The organism is Marinoscillum sp. HNIBRBA16962, from assembly GCF_057801515.1.
In genome coordinates this window covers 1,844,418-1,864,241 of record NZ_CM173603.1, presented here as the reverse complement: position 1 = coordinate 1,864,241, position 19,824 = coordinate 1,844,418, and the positions used below count along the sequence as shown (strand labels likewise).

The 19,824-nt window shown below is 42.7% G+C and carries 15 protein-coding genes; 2 read left to right on the top strand and 13 right to left on the bottom strand.

The window, feature by feature from the left end; genetic code table 11:
* Positions 1 to 4 precede the first annotated feature (4 nt).
* From argB to AC3E9V_RS07920, 5 genes are all read right to left on the bottom strand, one after another.
* Positions 5 to 793 (bottom strand): acetylglutamate kinase, encoded by a 789-nt coding sequence (gene argB, locus AC3E9V_RS07940; RefSeq protein WP_488753655.1) that lies wholly within the window; start codon positions 791 to 793, stop codon positions 5 to 7.
* Between the two features lie 79 nt (positions 794 to 872).
* Positions 873 to 1,703 carry a hypothetical protein gene (locus tag AC3E9V_RS07935; protein WP_488752657.1) on the bottom strand — a complete coding sequence of 277 codons (831 nt, stop codon included), beginning with the start codon at positions 1,701 to 1,703 and terminating at the stop codon, positions 873 to 875.
* On the bottom strand, positions 1,703 to 2,860 hold the full coding sequence (alr, locus tag AC3E9V_RS07930; RefSeq protein ID WP_488752656.1) for an alanine racemase: 1,158 nt from the start codon (positions 2,858 to 2,860) through the stop codon (positions 1,703 to 1,705). The genes AC3E9V_RS07935 and alr overlap by 1 nt, the downstream gene beginning before the upstream one ends.
* Positions 2,854 to 4,842, bottom strand: coding sequence for a hypothetical protein (locus tag AC3E9V_RS07925; protein WP_488752655.1), 1,989 nt, complete (start codon positions 4,840 to 4,842; stop codon positions 2,854 to 2,856). The genes alr and AC3E9V_RS07925 overlap by 7 nt, the downstream gene beginning before the upstream one ends.
* Positions 4,843 to 4,866: 24 nt before the next feature.
* Complete coding sequence (locus AC3E9V_RS07920) at positions 4,867 to 6,090, bottom strand: ATP-grasp domain-containing protein (protein WP_488752654.1); 1,224 nt, start codon at positions 6,088 to 6,090, stop codon at positions 4,867 to 4,869.
* Positions 6,091 to 6,761: 671 nt separating this feature from the next.
* Between AC3E9V_RS07920 and AC3E9V_RS07915 the strand changes: the two genes are divergently transcribed.
* Positions 6,762 to 7,760: a c-type cytochrome gene (locus tag AC3E9V_RS07915; protein ID WP_488752653.1), complete on the top strand. Its 999-nt coding sequence runs from the start codon at positions 6,762 to 6,764 to the stop codon at positions 7,758 to 7,760.
* 89 nt (positions 7,761 to 7,849) lie between these two features.
* Here the strand turns inward: AC3E9V_RS07915 and AC3E9V_RS07910 are convergent, their stop codons facing one another.
* The 8 genes from AC3E9V_RS07910 to AC3E9V_RS07875 form a co-directional block, all read right to left on the bottom strand.
* The gene (locus AC3E9V_RS07910; RefSeq protein WP_488752652.1) at positions 7,850 to 9,682 is read right to left on the bottom strand and encodes a hypothetical protein; all 1,833 of its coding nucleotides are present in this window, start codon (positions 9,680 to 9,682) and stop codon (positions 7,850 to 7,852) included.
* Between the two features lie 450 nt (positions 9,683 to 10,132).
* Positions 10,133 to 10,669 carry a hypothetical protein gene (locus AC3E9V_RS07905; RefSeq protein WP_488752651.1) on the bottom strand — a complete coding sequence of 179 codons (537 nt, stop codon included), beginning with the start codon at positions 10,667 to 10,669 and terminating at the stop codon, positions 10,133 to 10,135.
* Positions 10,670 to 10,870: 201 nt separating this feature from the next.
* Entirely contained in the window at positions 10,871 to 11,302 is a 432-nt protein-coding gene (locus AC3E9V_RS07900) for a nuclear transport factor 2 family protein (protein ID WP_488752650.1), read from the bottom strand.
* A 114-nt stretch (positions 11,303 to 11,416) separates the two neighbouring features.
* Positions 11,417 to 12,148 carry a CPBP family intramembrane glutamic endopeptidase gene (locus AC3E9V_RS07895; RefSeq protein ID WP_488752649.1) on the bottom strand — a complete coding sequence of 244 codons (732 nt, stop codon included), beginning with the start codon at positions 12,146 to 12,148 and terminating at the stop codon, positions 11,417 to 11,419.
* 148 nt (positions 12,149 to 12,296) lie between these two features.
* Complete coding sequence (locus tag AC3E9V_RS07890) at positions 12,297 to 12,512, bottom strand: hypothetical protein (protein WP_488752648.1); 216 nt, start codon at positions 12,510 to 12,512, stop codon at positions 12,297 to 12,299.
* Between the two features lie 79 nt (positions 12,513 to 12,591).
* Positions 12,592 to 12,903 carry a hypothetical protein gene (locus AC3E9V_RS07885; protein ID WP_488752647.1) on the bottom strand — a complete coding sequence of 104 codons (312 nt, stop codon included), beginning with the start codon at positions 12,901 to 12,903 and terminating at the stop codon, positions 12,592 to 12,594.
* A 51-nt stretch (positions 12,904 to 12,954) separates the two neighbouring features.
* Positions 12,955 to 13,098: a tyrosine-type recombinase/integrase gene (locus AC3E9V_RS07880; protein ID WP_488752646.1), complete on the bottom strand. Its 144-nt coding sequence runs from the start codon at positions 13,096 to 13,098 to the stop codon at positions 12,955 to 12,957.
* A 246-nt stretch (positions 13,099 to 13,344) separates the two neighbouring features.
* Positions 13,345 to 15,246, bottom strand: a complete 1,902-nt coding sequence (locus tag AC3E9V_RS07875; RefSeq protein ID WP_488752645.1) for an ABC-F family ATP-binding cassette domain-containing protein — start codon at positions 15,244 to 15,246, stop codon at positions 13,345 to 13,347.
* A 177-nt stretch (positions 15,247 to 15,423) separates the two neighbouring features.
* Between AC3E9V_RS07875 and AC3E9V_RS07870 the strand changes: the two genes are divergently transcribed.
* Positions 15,424 to 19,668: a CHAT domain-containing protein gene (locus AC3E9V_RS07870; protein ID WP_488752644.1), complete on the top strand. Its 4,245-nt coding sequence runs from the start codon at positions 15,424 to 15,426 to the stop codon at positions 19,666 to 19,668.
* The last annotated feature ends 156 nt before the right edge of the window (positions 19,669 to 19,824 follow it).

The following is a 19,824-nucleotide window of genomic DNA, read 5'->3' as shown; positions in this document are numbered from 1 at the left end:
TGGTTTATTTAATAATAATTGTTCCTGTTGGTTGATTGTCTATTAAAGCATGAACTAAAGTATCTTCTCTGGTTCCATTGATGATCCTCGCAGATTTTGCTCCCTTGTCTAACGCTATCTGACAGGACTCTATTTTGGGGATCATCCCACCTACTATGGCTTTATTGATAAGGTTTTTCACCTCATCATATTTTAACTCAGGGATGAGTGAGGAAGCATCGTCTTTGTCCATTCTTAGTCCATCCACGTCAGTCAAAACACAATACTGGTCAGCCTGGACTGCGCCAGCTATGGCTCCAGCCATCATATCAGCATTGATGTTATAGGTTTTGCCCTCTTTATCAGGGGCCACACAGGCCACTATGGGAACGTATCCTTTATCCAGTAGATCGAAAAGCAACGTCGGGTCTACTTTTTCTACATTTCCTACCTGGCCAATGTCTACCTCTTTATCCCCGTCTAAATGATAACGACGCTTTGCAATAGCGAGCCCGCCATCCTTGCCGGATAGTCCAATGGCCTTTTTACCCAGCTTATTGATCAAAGTAACCAGACCTGTATTTACCTCTCCTACCAGTGTCATCTCGATGTACTTCATGGCTTCAGGTGTGGTTTTGCGATGACCTCCGATAAACTCTGAGGTAATTTCAACTTTTTCCAATATCCTGTTGATAAAGGGGCCGCCTCCATGCACCACAATGACCCTGTGACCTGCTTCATGAAGGGCACAAATATTTTTCATGACGGAAAGCTTGATAGTCTCATTGACCATAGCATTCCCTCCGTATTTGATGACGATTGTTTTCCTTGTCTCGATAATTTTAAGGGATATGTTAAAAAAAATTGGATTCCTTCGCCGCCCTAAATAAAAATCAATTTAGAGGGATTTTGTTTAATAAACTGTCCGTTTTCATCAGTATCTGATGGTTTTTAGTGCTGAGTTCGTATTGCCGCAAGTTACGATTTCTTAGTTGATTAATCCGAACGTTCTGGTGTTTAACTACATTTTCTATCTCCCTGATATTTTCCGTATTCCTTGAGATCTGTGTAGTCAGGATCAGTAACTGTCTGCTTTGCTGATGGAGGGAGTCAATGATTATTTGATTTAGCTCCTGGTTTTTCAGGACTTCTGCGTTTTCATTTTGAAGTTTGGTAAGGTTTACCTTAATGCCTCTTTCTATCATACTGTAATTGGAGTAAATATCTCCCAACCCAATGAGTGCTAAGATCAAAAAACCTACGATCAATGTTCTGATGAGTTGACTTTGCCATTTTGCAGTAGCTGACTTAAAATTTCTCTTCGCAAGAACTTCCAGACCATAACTCAGCGTAAATTTTTTGTTGCCCAGCCGGAGTAGATTAGACGCTACGGAAAGATCTGAAAGAAAGTATGGTTCATGACCATCTTCTTTTTCACCGCAAACCTCAGTGTTGTCTTCCATGGGAAAGGAATCCCAACTGCTTAAATACCCCCTGTATTCAAGGTGTTTGATGATGGCCAGCACATCCACCAGGTGACTCATTACGTCATCCAGGCGAGCTTTATCTTTTAGAAAAACCCTGACTGATTGCTGGAAAGTGCTGATTTCAAAAGCTCCTGCTGGCCATTGCTCCTTTATAAAATCTATCAGGGTAAATGTTTCCTTTTCTGCTTCAAGAAGAGATCTGATAATACTCCGTTCTTTCTTACTGTAAGGTCTCATCACTTAACGATTTTTCTGGGAATAGCAGCCGGTAGCCGGCTTAACATCTCATTGTTCAGCAATTGAGTGACCTGGGTAAATGAACTGATGTTGATGGTATTGTTCTGCTGCCGTCCAACCAGGACCACTTCATCACCCACTTCCACATCGGGAATATGGGAAATATCAACCATAAACAAATTCATATTTATCAATCCGAGTATCGGGGCCTTCTTTCCTTTGATCAATACATGCCCACGGTTTGATTGAGCCCTCGGGTAACCATTGGAATAACCAAGGGGCATAACGGCAACTTTCATATCTTGTGTCGCCTGGTACGCCGTACCATAACCAATAAACTCACCGGCATCTACGTCCCGAATGTCCATTACATCAGTCTTCCATGTAAATATCCGCTTCAGAGCTCCGTCAGATTGCTTGCCGATATCCTGGAGATGGAGATAGTAGATATCGGGACTGGGCCAAAAACCATACTGTGCCACCCCGATCCTTACCATGTCATAGACGGTATCTTTCATCGCCAGTGCTGCCGCCGAAGAGGCAATGTGCCTGTAGTGAGGCATGATGTCTTTTTTCCTGCATTCCTTCAGAAAGTCTTTGTATCGCTTGTGCTGGGAGTCGATTTTAAATCGATTTGAAAGGCTCTCTGCGCCGCCAAAGTGCGTGCATAGCCCCTCAAACTCGACGTGGTCTCTGTTTTTCTTCAGAAAGCTAAGGGTCTTAGGGAACTCCCTGGCATTCATTCCTGTACGGTTGGCGCCGGTCTCTACCTCTATATGTACCCGGGCCTTCTTTCCGACTTTCCGGGCTTTTTCCAGAACGATCGGCAGCCGGTCATAATTAAACACATAAAATTCTATGTCATTTTTGATAGCCCAGTCAATGTCCACATCATAAAGGATGCCCATGATCATGATACCGCTTCCGTTGCCTTTGGCCTCCAAAACCTCCTCCGCCTCGAATGCGGAAGCCGCAGCAAAATGATCTACTCCGGCTTTTTCTGCCATTTTCACAAACTGGTGTATTCCATGACCGTATGCATTTGCTTTAACTACAGAAGAAATACGAATTCCATCACCAACCTTTTTGCGAATGAAATTGATGTTTTTCGTTAAAGATGACTGACTTAGTTCTATTCTGGAGGAGTGCCTTACCATAGTTTCGTTTGTTGGTTCCAGATATAAGATTTTCCCCAGCTGTTTTTAGCCAGCTCTACCACCTTTTTCAGCTCACGATCAGGAACCTGGATCAGATGGCCTTTCACATCCAGAGAGCTGTAATGGAACGCATAGATCCTCGCAGCAAACTGGTAGAACGGAAGGGACGACTCCCCTTGCTTCTCTCCATGACCATATACAGAAGGCTTGATCTCCTGCCCCCAGTCCTGGCGACCTTCATTGTTGGGGTTGAGGAAATAAGCACGCATCTCACCTCCCGGGTCACGATCTACTCGCAAGAGGGAGATGGCATGAAAACCCACCATGTCTCCCCTGTTGCTGGTAATAAAAATACCAACGGGATTTGGATAAACCATTTCCCGGTTGCCATTATAGTCCGGATGAAAGGCCGCATAAAAGATGCGGATAAACCCTTCGTAATCGAGAATGGAATTGGTCAGGTAATCATAACATGAAGCAAAGCCCACTTGTATCCAATGGCCATACATGGCCGGATTGACCCATTTGTGCGGATCTTCTATTCTTCCGGAGGACCGCACCATCATTTCATTATAGATCTTATCCAGGTGCGGTACCAGTACCACTGAGACCACATCCAGGTTATAGTCAAACTTCTCTACCAATCCCTTTCCGAGCTGATTGGAAACCAGGTCCTGATTCTCAAATCGTACGATCAGGTTATTTTGTGTAGCTACCGTAATGATCATGTCGATCAGCTTGGCAGGTGCATGATGGCTCCACATGCTGATCCCGCGAGCAGACTGACAGGTGGGGTTATTTCCCTGCCCTACGCCAAGTGGCTGACCTAATACTTTAATGGTTCCCCCGATCAAATATTGCAGGGCAGTCACATCAGCATCCGGATTGATCAGTGATTTAATGATCCTTTTTTCTACCTGTGAATTGATCTTGATCTTACGCAGGTTTTCCAGCCCCACCCGCACGGGCCTCCTGGAAAACAGGTTCTTACCCAGCATCCTGGTCAATCCGTATATGCACTGACAGTTATCCGGGCTTACGGTCTCAATAATCAGGTTTGATACCAGTTCATGAAATTTTTCCCACTCGGCAATGCCGCGATCATTGAGATCAAGGCACAATGGAACAAGCTCTTCATGCTCAAGGACCAGTTTTTTAAGAAGGATAGGATGGTAGCTGCTTACCAAACCTGTAGCATTCATATACTCGCCCATTTGGGAGGCTTCCGCTGCTAATACCGTCTGGTTGGCATCATCTACAAACTGCTGATATTGCTCTCTGGAGGGATGGTTTTTAGTGCCGGAAGATGGCGCATAGAGTGCATTGATGTACAACCGTGCCGTCCGGTCTATCTCCGTATCACCAGATACATCAAAACGCTTGTCAACGAGGTTTATTAATTCCCTGACCTTGCGCGTCACAATGGGACGCTGCTCGCAGATCAGCCTGATCTCTTCAACCAGTTTTGTGTATACTCCTCGCAGATCGATCTCTGAAATTAAGAATCCAAAGAGGTTAAACGCTTTTTTCAGCTCCCGCTCAGACATGACTGAACGCGTCTCTTCAGTAGGCTCTTTAAGTGCAAACTCCAGGTTATACACCATAACCTCCTCCAAAAAACGCTGCGCATCCTCACGTGAGATACGTTCACTTTTCTGGTCACCATTGGCATATGCCAGCAAACGAAGTTCAGAAAGTATCTCAAAGCTGGAATTGGGATGGCCGGATTTTATGGTTCCTTTCACCAGAAACGGGACAAGCTTATCGGGCTCATTCCAGGCAGTACCTCCAAAAAAACCCGCCTGATCCAGTTCGCCACACTTCTGATAAAGGTAAGAAAGGCCATTTCTCGTAAGGCTTAGCAAATCCACCTGACTGGCCAGGCGCGTTGCTTTTTCCTGTTTAGTAATCTCAGCAGATTCCCTAAACTCCTTTAAGCTGGTCTCAAAATTGTCAAATATCCTATCTGAGGTTATTTCCATGAAAATTTCCCTAAAAAATCATTTCTATACATAAAAATCTACTTTTTGATAATGCTTAAGCAGCTCGGTCATCCTGTCCGGATCTTCTCCTTTAAAGTTTATCGTTCCAAAGTGGTTCCCGAATCCTCCCCGATCTTCATTCAGCTTCTGTCCTTCCATAGGGGGCACCAGGCTATGCTCCACAAAGTAGGGTTCATTATTTAGCTCTTCAGGGATCTCCAGCTTAGAAAACTGACGCTTGTGAGGATAGATCATCACATTGCCATTGTAATACTTTGGTTTGAAATCTTTCGGTGGGAATATGGTGTCAAGCTCCTCTTCCGTCGCGTTAGGATCATGACAGAGCACAAAAGCGGCAAGTGCATCAAACTCCCATGATTTGCTCGCAAGCTCAAGAATATGTCCTCCTGGTATCCTGCAGGCGGTTTCGCCAAAATTGAGTTCATCATTTTCAGTCAGGAACCACTCAGGGTGCACCATACCGTATTCTATACCAAAAATATCTACCAGTTTTTGAACATGCTTATGGATCAGCTCCCTTTTGCTTTCGAGATATTTTCCTTCCGGGATGAAGTTGGAATACCCCAGTTTAACATATTCCGTGATGTTTAAAAAGCGTATTTTCCCTTTGTGAATAAAGGCTTCACAGGAAAACTCTCTGCCAGGCAGGTGACTTTCTGCAAGACAGGGAAAGTCCCCATCTTCACATTGCTCGTCTATATCTTGCATAGACTTGAGCAATCTGTGCCCGACCGTACCCGCTGAAGCAAACGGTTTGATATGCACCCAGCTATCTTCTTCACCCTCTAGCTGCAGGTTAGCTTCATTCAGCCGCTTCATAAAAGCTTTTACACCTTCTTTATTGTAAACCTCCTCAAAAAGCCCAACGCGCAACCCCCCTATCAGTGCTTTGCGCTTCATCATCGCTTTGTTTCTGAAAAGAAAGGCCCGGTTAAGTACACGTGGATCATCTCGATAGATAGAATTTAGCGCTCCGGCCCACTCTACCGTTTCCTCATACAGTGGAACAGCCACATCTACGCTGTATGGTTTTAGCTTTTCCATCAGGTCAAGTGAATTGGAAGTATCACTCCATTCATCCAGTTGGTATGGCACGAACGGGATATTATTTTCCGCAGCATACTGCTGAAAATCCGGAAAGGAAACCACCACATAAGGCTTTCCCAATTTTTGCATACTTTCTATAACGGGCAGACTCCACCCCATCAATGCGAAACATTTAGCCATGATCATTATTTGGTTTAAGTGTTTGAAATGGATTAGAAAGGACAGACGTATCCTGTTGGGTCAAAAAGATTGGGCATATATGTCCTTTGTAAGATGAATACATCTAATTAAGTAAGCTCACAGGAAAGGGAATGTTCCTAAAAGTTTTACATTCTTGGGATAATACAGAGGTTTCTGAATAAAATGCAATGAGCATGCTGCCGGGACACGTAGTCCGGGACGCGTAGTCCGGGGCGCGCAGTCCGGGACGCGCAGTCTCAACCTACACGGTACCGTAGAAAATTTAGTATGCTAAAACCGCAGGCTGCAGCATGAAATCCGACCAGTCGGAAACCTTCCCGCAGACATCAGGACGAAATCTAGTGCACTAAAAACCTTCCCGACAGCTTCAGGGCCAGATTTAAACTTTTAAAAACGTTCCCGACTTCTGCAAGGTAAGGGAAAAAGGTATGCTGATAGTGGCGGGTGCCCCAATGCTATTAAGCTAAGCTCATCAACCTGTTGGAGAACTCCAACAGGGGGATATGCTATATAATTACCATTTTGAAATGTCAGATTTTTTTCGCTATTTCAATTCATAATTAATCAAACCTGATACTAAAAACTGCCTGACTCCCTCACTCAAGATACCTGCCTGGATATAAAATCTTGAACCCGTAAACCTATCACCTATGAAAATTTTTAAGATTCTGGGAGCAATTCTTGCTCTGGTTATTATTGTGGCTTTAGCCGGAATTTTATACATCAAAACTGCATTACCTGATGTCGGCCCGCCTCCACAAGTAGAAGTAAAGTCAACTCCTGAACTCATTAAACGGGGAGCTTACCTGGCCAATAGTGTATTGGTTTGTATGGATTGTCACTCTGCCAGAGATTGGACCCGATTTTCGGGACCAATTAAAGAAGGAACGTTTGGACAGGGCGGGGAGATCTTTAATCATGATTTTGGCTTTCCCGGTGTATTTACATCAAAGAACATCACCCCGATCGGCGTGGGCGGGTGGTCTGATGGGGAGCTCTACAGACTGATAACTACCGGGGTGAGAAAAGATGGAGCTCCGATTTTCCCGGTAATGCCTTACCCAAGCTATGGCAAGCTGGCTGATGAAGACGTCAGAGCTCTGATTGCCTACATCCGGTCATTGGATCCTATTGAGAATGAAGTAACTCCATCTGAGGCTGATTTTCCAATGAACATTATTCTTCATACCATCCCACAAAAAGCAACGCCCCAGGAGATCCCTGCTAAAACAGACGTTTTGCAATATGGTAAATACCTGACCACCGTTGCTGCATGTGGGGATTGTCATACTCCGAAAGACAAGGGAGCTCCTGTCATGGAACTGTTTATGGCCGGAGGTTTTGAGTTTAAAATGCCTGGATTTGGGGTGGTGCGCTCAGCAAACATTACTCCCGCCAAAAGCGGACTGGGAAACTGGACTGAAGAACAATTTGTGAATCGATTCAAACTCTATGCGGATTCCAGCTATGTTCCACATGAGGTCGGTCCCAATGAATTTCAAACGGTAATGCCCTGGACCATGTATGCTACCATGAAGGAAGCAGATCTAAAAGCTATTTTAACTTATTTGAAATCTTTAGAGCCGATCGAAAATACGGTTCAGAAGTTTACCTCTGAATCATCACTTGTGCAGGCTACGCAACCTTAGAGGGTAGAGTACACTTTTTAGTCTGACCTTGTAGCCAGAATAAAGCACCTTCAGGTAATTCAAATCTCCTTAACCGGGGATTTGAATTTTTATTTTTCAGTCGCTGCTGACAAGTTCAATGTCATCCGGGAAATCTGGTCCAAAACCTGTTTAACCTCTAGTTCTGCACCATTGAATGCCCGGTCTAATTCTTCTGATGAAACTCCCATTTCATTTGAGCTTACCAGCTCTCTGTAATAATTGATGCCTTCTAAGAGGTTGTTACAGAAGGTGGTATGATACTTTAATGACCTGGCGGTAGGGCTCCATTCCTCATTCATTTGTTCTTTAATGTAATCCACATACAATTGCAATTCTTTGACAAACATATGGGGCCGCTCACTGTCGGTTAAATCATGGGATCTCCCGTAAATAAAATCTGTGATTTCCTTCAGGGATATGATCTTTGAGAAATAAGCAATATTGGGGCCCGGACAAATATTGACGGACCTGAGACCTTTTACAAAAGGTTGTTTGTACTGTATGGCTGCTGAATTACTCAGGCCAATACAAAGACACTCCTTACTCAAAACCTCGTTAACCTGTTTGTTATACTCTCTTTCAGATAAGTCCGCAGCCTTTAACTGCTCCAGTTTTAGTTTCTGGTATTTCATAGAGGCTGTACAGATAGGGTCTTCGGTAAACTCTGTATTGGCCACCAGGTATTTTTCAGTGCAGGGGCTTCCGGGCACTCCTTTATTGATGCGGTCGGTTTTTTCCTTTTCCGCGCTGGTACCTTTCAGGTAGTTGAAACGAACCCCTAATGGGGAATTTTTACTCAAAAAAACATCTTTTGTTTTTGCTTTGCTCAATAAAACCAGGGTTTCATCATCCACTGTAGTAGCCTCCGGGCATAATAAAAATGGTGTTCCCCAACCGGTGCTGTCTACCGAATAGTAAGTATGGAGAAAATCATTTTCCTCCGGAGTACCTATACCTCCTTGCACCGTTATCCTCACCGGGTGAGGTTTGTCAAAGCAACTCTTGCCTTTAGCCTGAAGGGCCGCATTGTAGATAGCACTCAAGCTGGACACCAGCTCATCTCTTTTGGTTTTAAATTCTTCCAGAATAGGGCCCAGGAGAAGACCATCAGTAGCAAACGCATGACCGCCACAGTTCAACCCGGACTCAATCCTGAATTCGCTCACCCAGATACCCTTCTTAGCCAGATATTTACCCTGGATCAGCGCAGAACGAAAGTCACTTACTTTGATCACTACCTGCTTGTCAAATTCTCCCCAGCCTCTGGCATCAAATACATTGAGTGTTTCCAAATAGTTAAATAACCTTGGATTCATTCCTGCAGAAAAAATAATCGATGAGTTTTTCAGGTTGCTGTTTGCATAACCCCTCAGAGCTGCCACTGCATCTGAAGAGTCTTCGATAAGGGCGCCATTTTGGTCTGTATTATTCTTATCAAGCTTTGTCATAATATTCACCTCGATTGTCCCTGGTGTTATCTGCTTACGAAGCGTAGCCTGGGCCTCCTGCCGCTCTTCGGGGGAAGTCATGCGAACCATCCTTTGGTAAAGCTCCTGCAATGAATGATCCGTCGGCAACATCTCAAAATACTTAACCAACTCGGACCCAGACTCAAATAGACTATTCTTGAGTTTCTCTACTTTTTGGTGGACGATCTGATTAACCAGATTCAGATAATCGGTAATTCGTCTGGCCCTGTAATCCGGCTCAAACCTGGTAATGGGGATGTATGACTGATCTACCTGCTTATAATAGTACTTCCGCATCATCTCAATGAGGTTATCCTCAATAATCGATATTGCGGAATTAATGCCGTAGCAGGCCACTTTTATTGGTGAATCTACAGTATAAGCCAGTCCCATAACTGGTATATGGAATCTGTGAGGGGAATCGGTTTGCATGCTGTGTCTAGTTAAGCTGCAAAATTTACATGGAAAAATGTCTTAAAAAATGATATGAATCATGTGCTTATAAAACCAAGCGCCTAAGTACAACCATAAAAAAGTTTAACGGGTCCCCAAGGGTTAGCCGTCTGACCGGATCTCCTGCAAGGTCAGGCTTTAGCCGGACCGACAGTTCGGAGATCAACTGGTCAGACGCTGATCTGGCAGGGTAAGCTACCTCTTAGTATCCCAGTAGTATCAAAAAAATACCCAAAATGTGGTATTTCATAGTAACGCTATAAGGGATATATTTGAGCCGTTAAACCTTTATAAGCAACAATGTACCAGGCAACAACCTGTATGACCAAATTCACAGAGAATCCCGACAAAATCCTACTCCAGCTTCAGAAGGCACAAACGCTAAATGTATGAATCTGTAGCTTTGGTTTGTGCGTTTGTCTTGTGTGGCTATGATTTCATACATAATGTTGTAGCGTAATTTTTGTTTTTAAGTTCTGTTAATATTTGCTCGGCATCTTCCTGATCAATCTGTTTTCCAATCATTTTATTTTTACGACCATACTTAAATTGAACGTTAATGTTTGAAAATCCAAACATCGCAGTTCCAGCAGATCCAAATGAGTTAGAGGTATCTACAATTTTGAATTCCCCAATTTTAGTTTTTTTATACTTTTTTGAATGCTTTAAAAACCAAACACATTTCGTATGTCTTATAAAGTCATTATTTATTTCAACAATCTCATTTCCAAGAATTGCCCAGTAGAAATTGAAAAAGTTGTAATAAGCTCCCCAGAAAAAGAGTCCGAAAACTATAATAAAAAATAAATTGAAATTACCTTTTATTATTTGGTCAATTGACTGAATAAATCCAACAATGAAGCCGGCAAGAATCAAAGTGACGAATACTGCTATTCCTATAGGTTTATAGCTTGGAGTAATTGTCAAAATAGATGATTCCCCTTGCATTCTCTTTTCTATGTTCATTTTTATTTTTTGCTACCCAACCAGCTATCGGGCCCGGCTGATCAAGTTCAGATAAAAGTAGCAAATCCTCACTACAGTTTCCAGAAAGCAGTGGACGCGGACGGCTAGTCATATGCCCGATGAGCGTTGGCATTTCGTTTTTGTTTATTAATATATTCAGAGACCTGAATTTGCATTTAAAGTCTTTAAAGGAAAAGATTTTTACTTTTTACCAGCCGATATTTTCTTTTTTATGAAACGAATTATGCTTCCCAAAATTGGGATATTCTCATAGAACAACTCACCAGCATCAAAGAAGTCTCTTTGCTCGATTATTTTGTCTTCTCTGATTGTCAGAACAGAAATTCCTGATGCATTAACATTCTTTTTGGGTCTTTTTAACTTAAGATTCACTTTCCAGCATAGGTAGGCTTTATTATCAACTACAGATTCATCGGTGAACAGAAATGCCCCTTCAATTAAATTCTCATTCAATTTATCAAAGTATTGACGGAGATTTTCAATTCCCCGTATTTCGTGAATGGGGTCAGTGAAAACTATATTTTCTGAATAGATTTCACGCAATACTGAATCATTGTCAAAATCTATTTGAGAAAAATAATTCTTAAAGTTTTCAATGACTTGTTTATCCATAATCTATCCGAATGAATGCTAACGGTAAAACATAAGCGTAGTGCGGGTTTCGAAGTGATTCACTATCCACTCAATGTAAAGTTTATTAGGGCAAAAATGCTCAATTTCACCAGTTCAGCCTGTATTACGCTTATACATGTTGGCGGTAGTTTTTACTTCTTTACCTGTTAATTCAGTGTTCTCTTTTGGAACCCAATATTTAATTATTAATAACAGAATTACAGGGACACCCCAAAGCCCAATTAATGAAAACCAATCACTTATTATATTCCCACCTTCTGAAACTAGTAATCCGTTCCGTAATGGGCCTTTTGAAAAAATGGTGTTAAATGTAAAATTCCAACCGAGGTGAAGGCCCATGGGCAGAAAAATAGATTTTGTTTTTGAGAATGCTAATGCCCAGGCATAACCCATCAATCCAGTACCAATAAATACAAAAAACATTGGAATAATATTTCCAAATATTCCAAATGAAAACCAATGATAAATTCCAAACGCTACTGCAGAAATTATAATTCCTTTTCTTGCCCCAATTCTTTCTATCAGGATAAATAGCAGTGCACCTCTAAAAAGTAATTCTTCTGTCAACACAGATTTAAAGTCCCACCAGAACATATTTAAAATTAAGGACGCGCTAGAGTTTTCATTCAAATGCAAACTTGATGATCTCAAAAGCATTTCTAAAGATTCTACACCAATACAAAGTATCGCTGTAATTAAAAATCCGATTGCCAATTGCTTTAGTCTTTTTGTAATCGGTAAAAATCCCAGAGATAGGATATTTTTCCTCTCAATCAGATAAAGTAGTATCCACGAAATTATCAGTTCTACTAAAATTCCTATCATCAATTTTTTTGTTTTTCAAATTACCGCCAACGATCCAACTAAAATGAGTATGCGCCCTGTTGCTAGACTTGATAAAGTTGATTTTTGCAAATCCCGTTCAAAGTGCTCTATTCGCATATTCATTTTTAGCGTGTTTGTTGTAGAGCGTCTATTTTATCTTCTTGATTAAGTTGTCAAATTCACTGGAAAGCCTGAGGTATTCGTCCGACCAATCGTTAGCCATCGCGCACTCTTGAATAGGTGCAGTTGGTGCAAAAAGAGCTTTAAGATATTCCTTATCTATCCGTTCACCGTTCTGAAGTTGTTCAACGGCTATACCCAAGTCCATTCCAATTTCAGCAGGACTGAGTCCGTCAAAACTCATGTTATCATGTTCGAATAGTAACCCTTTTACTCTGTTAAGCAGTTCAATTAGGGATTCTTCTGAGTTAGATCGTTTAAAGCTAATCTTCACCTTCTATTGTTATAGGTAAATATTCAAGTCCTACGTTTAGAGCCATGTAAAAATCAATTGCTTCGTCATCACAGTCCACGATAATTAGCATATGAGGTTCTTTTTCAGAAGCCATCTCAACTTCCTCGATTCCCTTTATCCTCACTGTCATAGATAGGCTCGGATTGAATGGAATATTCACGAACCAGTTCTCTTCCACTCGTCCATTTTTTAGTCTCCCAATTAGATAAAATTGTTTCCTCTTTCTAATGGCGAAACTGTCTATTACCTCAAACATTCCTTCTGGATTTGGCTGTTCCATTATGCTCTACAACAACTGTACAAGCACTATGGTGCTTATACACTATCAAATCTACCCCGATGAATCCAATTTATCCAAAGGACCCACCACTTTATGTAAGTCACTTTGTGCCACATGGGTATAGATCTCGGTCGTTTTTGGGCTGCCATGCCCCATCAGCTCCTGTATGTATCTCAGGTTAGTACCGTTCTCCAATAGATGCGTACCGCTGCGCCTTCGCGAAGCTTCAGAGGAGCAAGGAAACTATGACGTAATGTATGTACAACCATATGTTTTTGAATTTTAGCTTTTTTTACTGCCCTTTCCAGCACTTTTGTAAATTGTACCCACTCAAAACCAGATGCCATGCAATTTCCCAGATATCCCGGGTCATGGCTAAGCAATACAAAGAGGAAGCCGGCCCCTGGAATGCTTATCTGAAGATTCTTAACCTGTAGAGAATTAGGAAATTTCCTCCACGAGCTCTTCCCAGCGTCCATTTAGCTTTTCCAGCTCTGCTTTCTTGCTGTTATACTTGTTGGTCAGTTTCTCAGCTTGTTGAGGGTCATCATAGACTTCCGGCTTTGCCAGCTCTGCTTCAAACTTTTGAACCTCCTGCTCCAGTACCTCAATTTTTTCCTCCAGCTGTTTTATCTCCTTTTCCAGATCCTTTGCCGCCTGGTCGTGGCGTGGCTTTTCACCGGTAGTTTTTGGTTTTTCCTTCTGAGCGTTGTTATTGGAGCCTGGCTCCTGTTGTTTTTTCTTCTCCTGCTCCTTATTCCACCACCATTCAAATTCCTGGTAATTACCCGGATATTCTTTGATCTCCTTATTTTCAATGTACCAGATCTTGTTAGCTACTTTGGAGATAAAATCCCGGTCGTGCGACACCAGTAGAAAGGTACCTTCAAACTGCCGCAGCGCTTGTACCAGGATGCTTACGGAGAGCATGTCCAGGTGGTTAGTAGGCTCATCCAGCATCAGAAAATTAGATTCGGAGATTAGGGTTTTTGCCAGGGCCACCCTGGACTTTTCTCCTCCGGAGAGCACTTTGATCTTTTTAAAGACCTCTTCATCAGTAAACAGGAAACATCCCAGCACATTTCTGAGCTCCTGCTCAGTCTTACCGGAACCGGCCTGTTTCAGCTCTTCCAGTATTTCATTCTGCACATTCAGAGCTTCCAGCTGATGCTGCGCATAAAAAGCGGTAGTTACATTATGTCCCGTTTCCACTTTGCCCTTGTGAGGCTCAGTACCTGCAACAATCCTCAGAGCTGTAGATTTACCTTTACCATTTGCACCGATAAAAGCGATCTTATCTCCCCGCTCAATGTGGGCGTCCGTATGCTTCAGGATTTCCAGTTCTCCGTAGGATTTTGAGATGTTATGAAGCCTGGCAACATGCCTTCCTGACTTGGTTTTGAAGTTAAACCTGAAATTGACCTGTGCCGTATCATCCACCACAGCATTTATCCGGTCCATTTTTTCAAGCATCTTTACCCGCGACTGTGCCTGCTTTGCTTTTGTGGCTTTTGCCTTAAACCGTTCGATAAATCGCTCCGCCTGCTTGATCTTCTGCTGCTGATTTTCATAGGCATTTTGCTGGATCTCATTACGCAGTTCTTTCTCTTCTACATAAAAATCGTAGTTGCCATTGTAAAGATTGAGCTGGTAGCCGGATACTTCCACTACCTTATTGATAGAGGCATTAAGAAACCTCCTGTCGTGTGAAACAATGATACAGGCGCCATCATAGGTCTGCAAATAGTTTTCCAACCACTGGATAGAAGGTAGATCCAGGTGGTTAGTAGGCTCATCCAGCATGAGTAATGAGGGCTTTTCCAAAAGCAGCTTAGCCAGCATCACACGCATGCGCCACCCCCCGGAAAACTCCCGGAGCGGCCGCTGAAGGTCTTCTGTAGAGAAGCCAATACCTTCCAGTATTTCTTCAGCTTTTGACTGGATAGTGTATCCTTCATTGGTTTCAAAACGCTCCTGAAGTTTAGCCAGTTTATCCACCAGTTCATCACGGTAGTTGGTATCCATTTCTTTCAAAACCGCGTCAATCTGCTCCTGTATTTTCATGGTTTCGGCGAAAGCCTGCATAGCCACGTGAAGAATGGAATCGTCTGACTGGTAGGATAGCAGATCCTGATTCAGGAAACCAATGGTCGTATCATTACTCATATTGATCTCTCCGGCTGTAGGCTCCACATCTCCGGTGATCATCTTCAGCAAGGTAGACTTTCCGGTTCCGTTCAGGCCTATCAGACCAATACGGTCCTTTGGGCCAATAAAAAGAGAAGCATCATCATAAAGAGGACGATCTCCAATGTAATAAGAGAGATTGTTGATACTGATCATGGCCGCAAAGGTAAATGGAGCCCAGGTATGTAAAAGGCATCGGACTGTTATTTTTTGATACTAAGAGAAATGGTCTTTCCTTCATCCAGTTATCACTCATCTAACTTTCAATAGTATTCTTTCAAGTTATTGGTTAATTTTATCTATTAATTGTTAAACAATTAACCAATTGCCGCTATGCTTAGTCCAAAACGCTTCTACCCCTTTTTTTTGATCTTCCTTGTCAGCCTGATCAGTATCAACGTCTCCACTGCCCAGACCTGGGAGCAGGTTTTCAAGAAACCTGAAAAAATGTACGCTAAAGGCAAGTACCATAAAGTGGAGAAAAAACTCAAAAAACTTCGCAAAAAGCACATCAAGAAGAAGTTTGACAATGATTCATCATTTTATGCCCTGGCATATATCATGGAAGCTAAAGCCAACCAGGCAATGGCCGAGTATGATAAAATGGAAAAAAATATTGAGACCGGGCTCAGTGAGCTGGCTAATTACAAGGAACATCCATACAGCTATATCATGGGGTTGCTTCGGACCGTAGACATTTACAATGAATATGGCAACCACAAAAAAGCCGACAGCATCCTGACTATTGTAGGTGAAGTTGACCTGGCAACTGTAAAAAGTGATCTCCTGGTACGGGAAATACAGATGAGGAAAGCCTTTACACAGATCAAACGCGGGTTTTTCAATGAAAATATGGCTGTAATAGACACACTGATCCAAGCCTGGACACCACAGATTGAAGCAAGCTATTTTGGCGAAGAAGTCACCCGGCAGGATGAAGAGTATAAAGAACAGATGCTGGCGAGCCTTTACACAGCGGAAGTTGAAATACTTCGATCCAAAGGAGAATATGCCAAAGCTGCCGAGGTGATTAATAAGCGAAATAAGCAGATCAATCGCATGATGGATGCAGATACGCCTGGGTATGTGGATTTTAAAATCATGGAGGTCAATAATGCACTGGAATGGGGCGACCTGAAGACTGCTGGCAAGATGAGCGGACGGTTATTACGCTTAAACCCTCCGGGCAGGCTTTACGAAAAAGCCGCAGATGCCGCTATAAGGATCCTGGCAGGAGAAGGGGACTATGAGGGAGCGCTGGCAATCGCCTATGATGCTGATAAAGCCCTGTCAAAATCCAAGGTGTCCAAAGCTTACAGGAAGTACAAGGAAGAATATTCCGAAATACTGGTGCTTTCCATTGCCAACCAGATCGATAAAAATGTTCTACCCAAGTTTGTAGCACTCGACAATAAACCTTTCACTATCATTCCTAAAGATCACCCTTTGAGGTCCCAAAACCAGAGTGATGCAATAAAGTACATCACCAACGGTGGCCGGTCCGAAAGTTTTATTGCATTAGAAGATCTGTATAAAAAGCTTGGAACCGGCCTGGAATTACGTGTTGGTAAAAATACGCTCCCCTACAAAACTTATAAAGTCAATTTTGCCGGTTATTACCTTAAGTATTCTGAGACCCCGGCAAAGGCCTTTAGCTTGCTAAGTGATAAGCCTTACAAAATGGTCCTGGAAGAAATGGCATCAATACATCCTGACTATCAGCGCATAGTCGATGACCTGATGGAGTATTTCACCCTTACAGGAGATTTTGAATACCCGATTCAGCTTACCAGGGAAGTCATCGAGTCTCTGAAACGTAACCCAAACACCACCCAGGATGAGTTAGGTGAAAAAATGGTAGATCTGGCGCGGTTGCAAATTCAGGCGGGATACTACAAAGAAGCAGAGCTAAACGTAGATGAGGCCATGAAACTCATCAGGCGCGGAGGTGAACGCAAATCTGAAAAATATGTGGAAGCACTGAATAGTGCAGCTTACCTCTACGGAACCATAGGACTTTACAGCAAAGCCGAAAGGTTACTAAAAAGATCAGAGTCCATTTTTGGAAAGATAGCATCTACAAATAAAGAATTAAGGCTAAAGAGCATTGTTGATCTGGCTTTTTTATATACCAGGATCGGGGAGTACTCTGAGACGGAAGAGCTGCTGCAAGATGTGATCAAGATAAGAAGTAAGATCTACGGACCTGAAGGTCGCCTGCTGACTAAGCCTTACAGTGCGCTGGGTGAGCTTTACCTGATAAGCGGCAACTACCCAAAAGCTGAAGAAAACATCCGTAAAGCTTTAAACATCACTGACCGGATCTACGGAGATACCACCCTTGTCTTCGCAGAGCATCTCAGTCAGCTGGTAAAGCTTTACCTGGAGCTGGGTAACTATGAAGCTGCCCTGGTAAATGCAGCAGATGTATTAAAGATCCGCGAAAAAACATTACGGGATAATCACATTCTCTTTGCAGATACCTACACAGATCTGGGGCATATCCACTACAACATAGGTAGTGATCTGAATATTGTAGAAAAATATTACACCCTCGCCCGTGATATTACCAAAGAAAACTTTAATGACAGGCACCCACTCTATGCCGAAGCTCTAAAGAATCTGGCTTTCGTCAATATCCAAAAAGAAAACTTTGACGAAGCGCTGGAAAACCTCAATAAAGCAGATGACATCTGGCGAGATGCCCTGGCTAACAAAAACCGAAGTTCAGGTGAAGTGGCCAGACTAAAGGGAGACATTCACAGCTACCGCGAAAACTTCAGGGAAGCGCGAAAAGAATATGAGAAGGCCTCACGGTATTTCAAAAGAATTTTCAGTGATGAGCACCCCGATTACCTTAATACTCAGAGTCGCCTTGCCCGGTCTTACTTTATCAGTAAAGAATTAAATAAGGTAGAATCAGTACTTAGCGAAACTACCGCATCTTACCTGACTTACACCAAGGATTACTTCCCTACACTGAGTGAAGATGAAAAAGCCAAGTTCTGGAACAAGATCAAACCGGATTTTGAGTTTTACAATACCGTAGCTATAGCCTACAAAGATGACAAGCCTAAGTACCTCGAAAACATGTTTGATTTTGCTCTGGCTACCAAGGGCCTTTTGCTCAACTCTTCTATCAAAACCAGAAACTCAATATTGAATAGTGGGGATACGGTCCTTATTGAGCTATTCAAAAAATGGATTTCTAAAAAGGAATACCTCACCAGTACACTGGCCCAGAGTGAGGAAGAGCTTGCCGAAAATGGTATCGACATTCAAGAGCTTCGAGAGGAGATTGCTCTTTTAGAAAAAGAACTGAGTGAAAAATCAGAGGACTTTTCAGATTCATTTGAATATAAGTTTTACAGCTGGAGTGACGTGCGAAAATCCCTTGAGGATAATGAAGCTGCAGTAGAAATGATCCGCTATAGAGAATTTGATGAGCAGTTTAACCAGAACAAAATCAGGTATGCGGCCCTCATAGTCACATCTGAAACCAGGAAAAACCCGATCGTAGTGTACTTCGACGAAGGTAAAGAAATGGAGAATGCACACTTCAGCTATCATAGAAATGCCACCAAGTACAAAATCACAGATACAGACTCCTACCGGGTTTACTGGAAGCAGATATACGATGTAATTGGCGATAAGGAGATCGTTTACCTGTCTCCGGATGGTATATACAACCAGATCAATGTAGAGGCACTCCTTATGCCAGATGGTGAGTATGTCATTGACAAGCAAAATGTAAGGATCGTGGGGAACACAAAAACCATAGCTGCCCAGCGGTCTAAAGAAGCAAGAAAAGCACGTAAGGAAGAGGAAAAAGAAGGCCGGTCCTTCTCTGCGTTACTTTTCGGAAACCCTACTTACTACGCCAACCAGGAAACAAAAGAAGAAGCGCAAGAGAGCTTGAACAGAGCGGGTAATTCCAAATATGTGCCACAGCTTCCCGGTACCGAGGAAGAGGTGAAAACCATTAGCTCTCTTTTGAAGGATAAAGGATGGAAAATAGAATACTACCTTGGCACCAATGCTACGGAAAATGAGATCAAGAATGCCAAAGATTATACGTTGATCCATATTGCTACACATGGATTTTTTGATGATGAGCCATTACCAAAGTCCTCTTCATTTCTGTTTGAAAAAGACGATAATCCACTTGACAGATCGGGACTTCTGGCTAAAAATGGAGGCGACGTACTGCTCAAAGCCACTTCTAATTACAACATAGAAGACGGGGTCCTTACAGCACATGAGGCCATGAACCTCAATTTTGAAAATACTGAGCTCATCGTGCTGAGCGCCTGTGAAACAGGCCGTGGTGAGATCCAGCAAGGTGAGGGAGTGTTCGGTTTACAGCGGTCATTCCTGGTAGCGGGAGCTGATGCTATCATCATGAGCTTATTCCAGGTTTCTGATGAGGTAACCCAACAGTTGATGGTAGAATTTTATAACAACTGGGTAAGCGGACAGGATAAGCGTACCGCTTTTAACAATGCACAGAAGACCATTAAGAAAACCTATAAAGACCCGATCTACTGGGGTGCATTTACCATGATCGCAAAGTCTTAACTTTAGATTACCAATCTAGCCCTTCTTTTGAGCCAACCCTTCCTGCCTTATGCGAGGGTTGGTTTTTTCGTGTCTGGTAATCCTTCGAGCGATTTTTGATGTGACAAGGATTCTGTGGAATTCCGTAATAATACGGTTCCCGGAAACCATTTATTT

Excerpts from the sequence above, each read along its gene's own strand:
- AC3E9V_RS07935 (WP_488752657.1), bottom strand. The coding sequence starts at position 1,703 with ATGAGACCTTACAGTAAGAAAGAACGGAGTATTATCAGATCTCTTCTT.
- alr (WP_488752656.1), bottom strand. The coding sequence starts at position 2,860 with ATGGTAAGGCACTCCTCCAGAATAGAACTAAGTCAGTCATCTTTAACG.
- AC3E9V_RS07925 (WP_488752655.1), bottom strand. The coding sequence starts at position 4,842 with ATGGAAATAACCTCAGATAGGATATTTGACAATTTTGAGACCAGCTTA.
- AC3E9V_RS07920 (WP_488752654.1), bottom strand. The coding sequence starts at position 6,090 with ATGGCTAAATGTTTCGCATTGATGGGGTGGAGTCTGCCCGTTATAGAA.
- AC3E9V_RS07915 (WP_488752653.1), top strand. The coding sequence starts at position 6,762 with ATGAAAATTTTTAAGATTCTGGGAGCAATTCTTGCTCTGGTTATTATT.
- AC3E9V_RS07910 (WP_488752652.1), bottom strand. The coding sequence starts at position 9,682 with ATGCAAACCGATTCCCCTCACAGATTCCATATACCAGTTATGGGACTG.
- AC3E9V_RS07905 (WP_488752651.1), bottom strand. The coding sequence starts at position 10,669 with ATGAACATAGAAAAGAGAATGCAAGGGGAATCATCTATTTTGACAATT.
- AC3E9V_RS07900 (WP_488752650.1), bottom strand. The coding sequence starts at position 11,302 with ATGGATAAACAAGTCATTGAAAACTTTAAGAATTATTTTTCTCAAATA.
- AC3E9V_RS07895 (WP_488752649.1), bottom strand. The coding sequence starts at position 12,148 with ATGATAGGAATTTTAGTAGAACTGATAATTTCGTGGATACTACTTTAT.
- AC3E9V_RS07890 (WP_488752648.1), bottom strand. The coding sequence starts at position 12,512 with ATGAGTTTTGACGGACTCAGTCCTGCTGAAATTGGAATGGACTTGGGT.
- AC3E9V_RS07885 (WP_488752647.1), bottom strand. The coding sequence starts at position 12,903 with ATGGAACAGCCAAATCCAGAAGGAATGTTTGAGGTAATAGACAGTTTC.
- AC3E9V_RS07875 (WP_488752645.1), bottom strand. The coding sequence starts at position 15,246 with ATGATCAGTATCAACAATCTCTCTTATTACATTGGAGATCGTCCTCTT.
- AC3E9V_RS07870 (WP_488752644.1), top strand. The coding sequence starts at position 15,424 with ATGCTTAGTCCAAAACGCTTCTACCCCTTTTTTTTGATCTTCCTTGTC.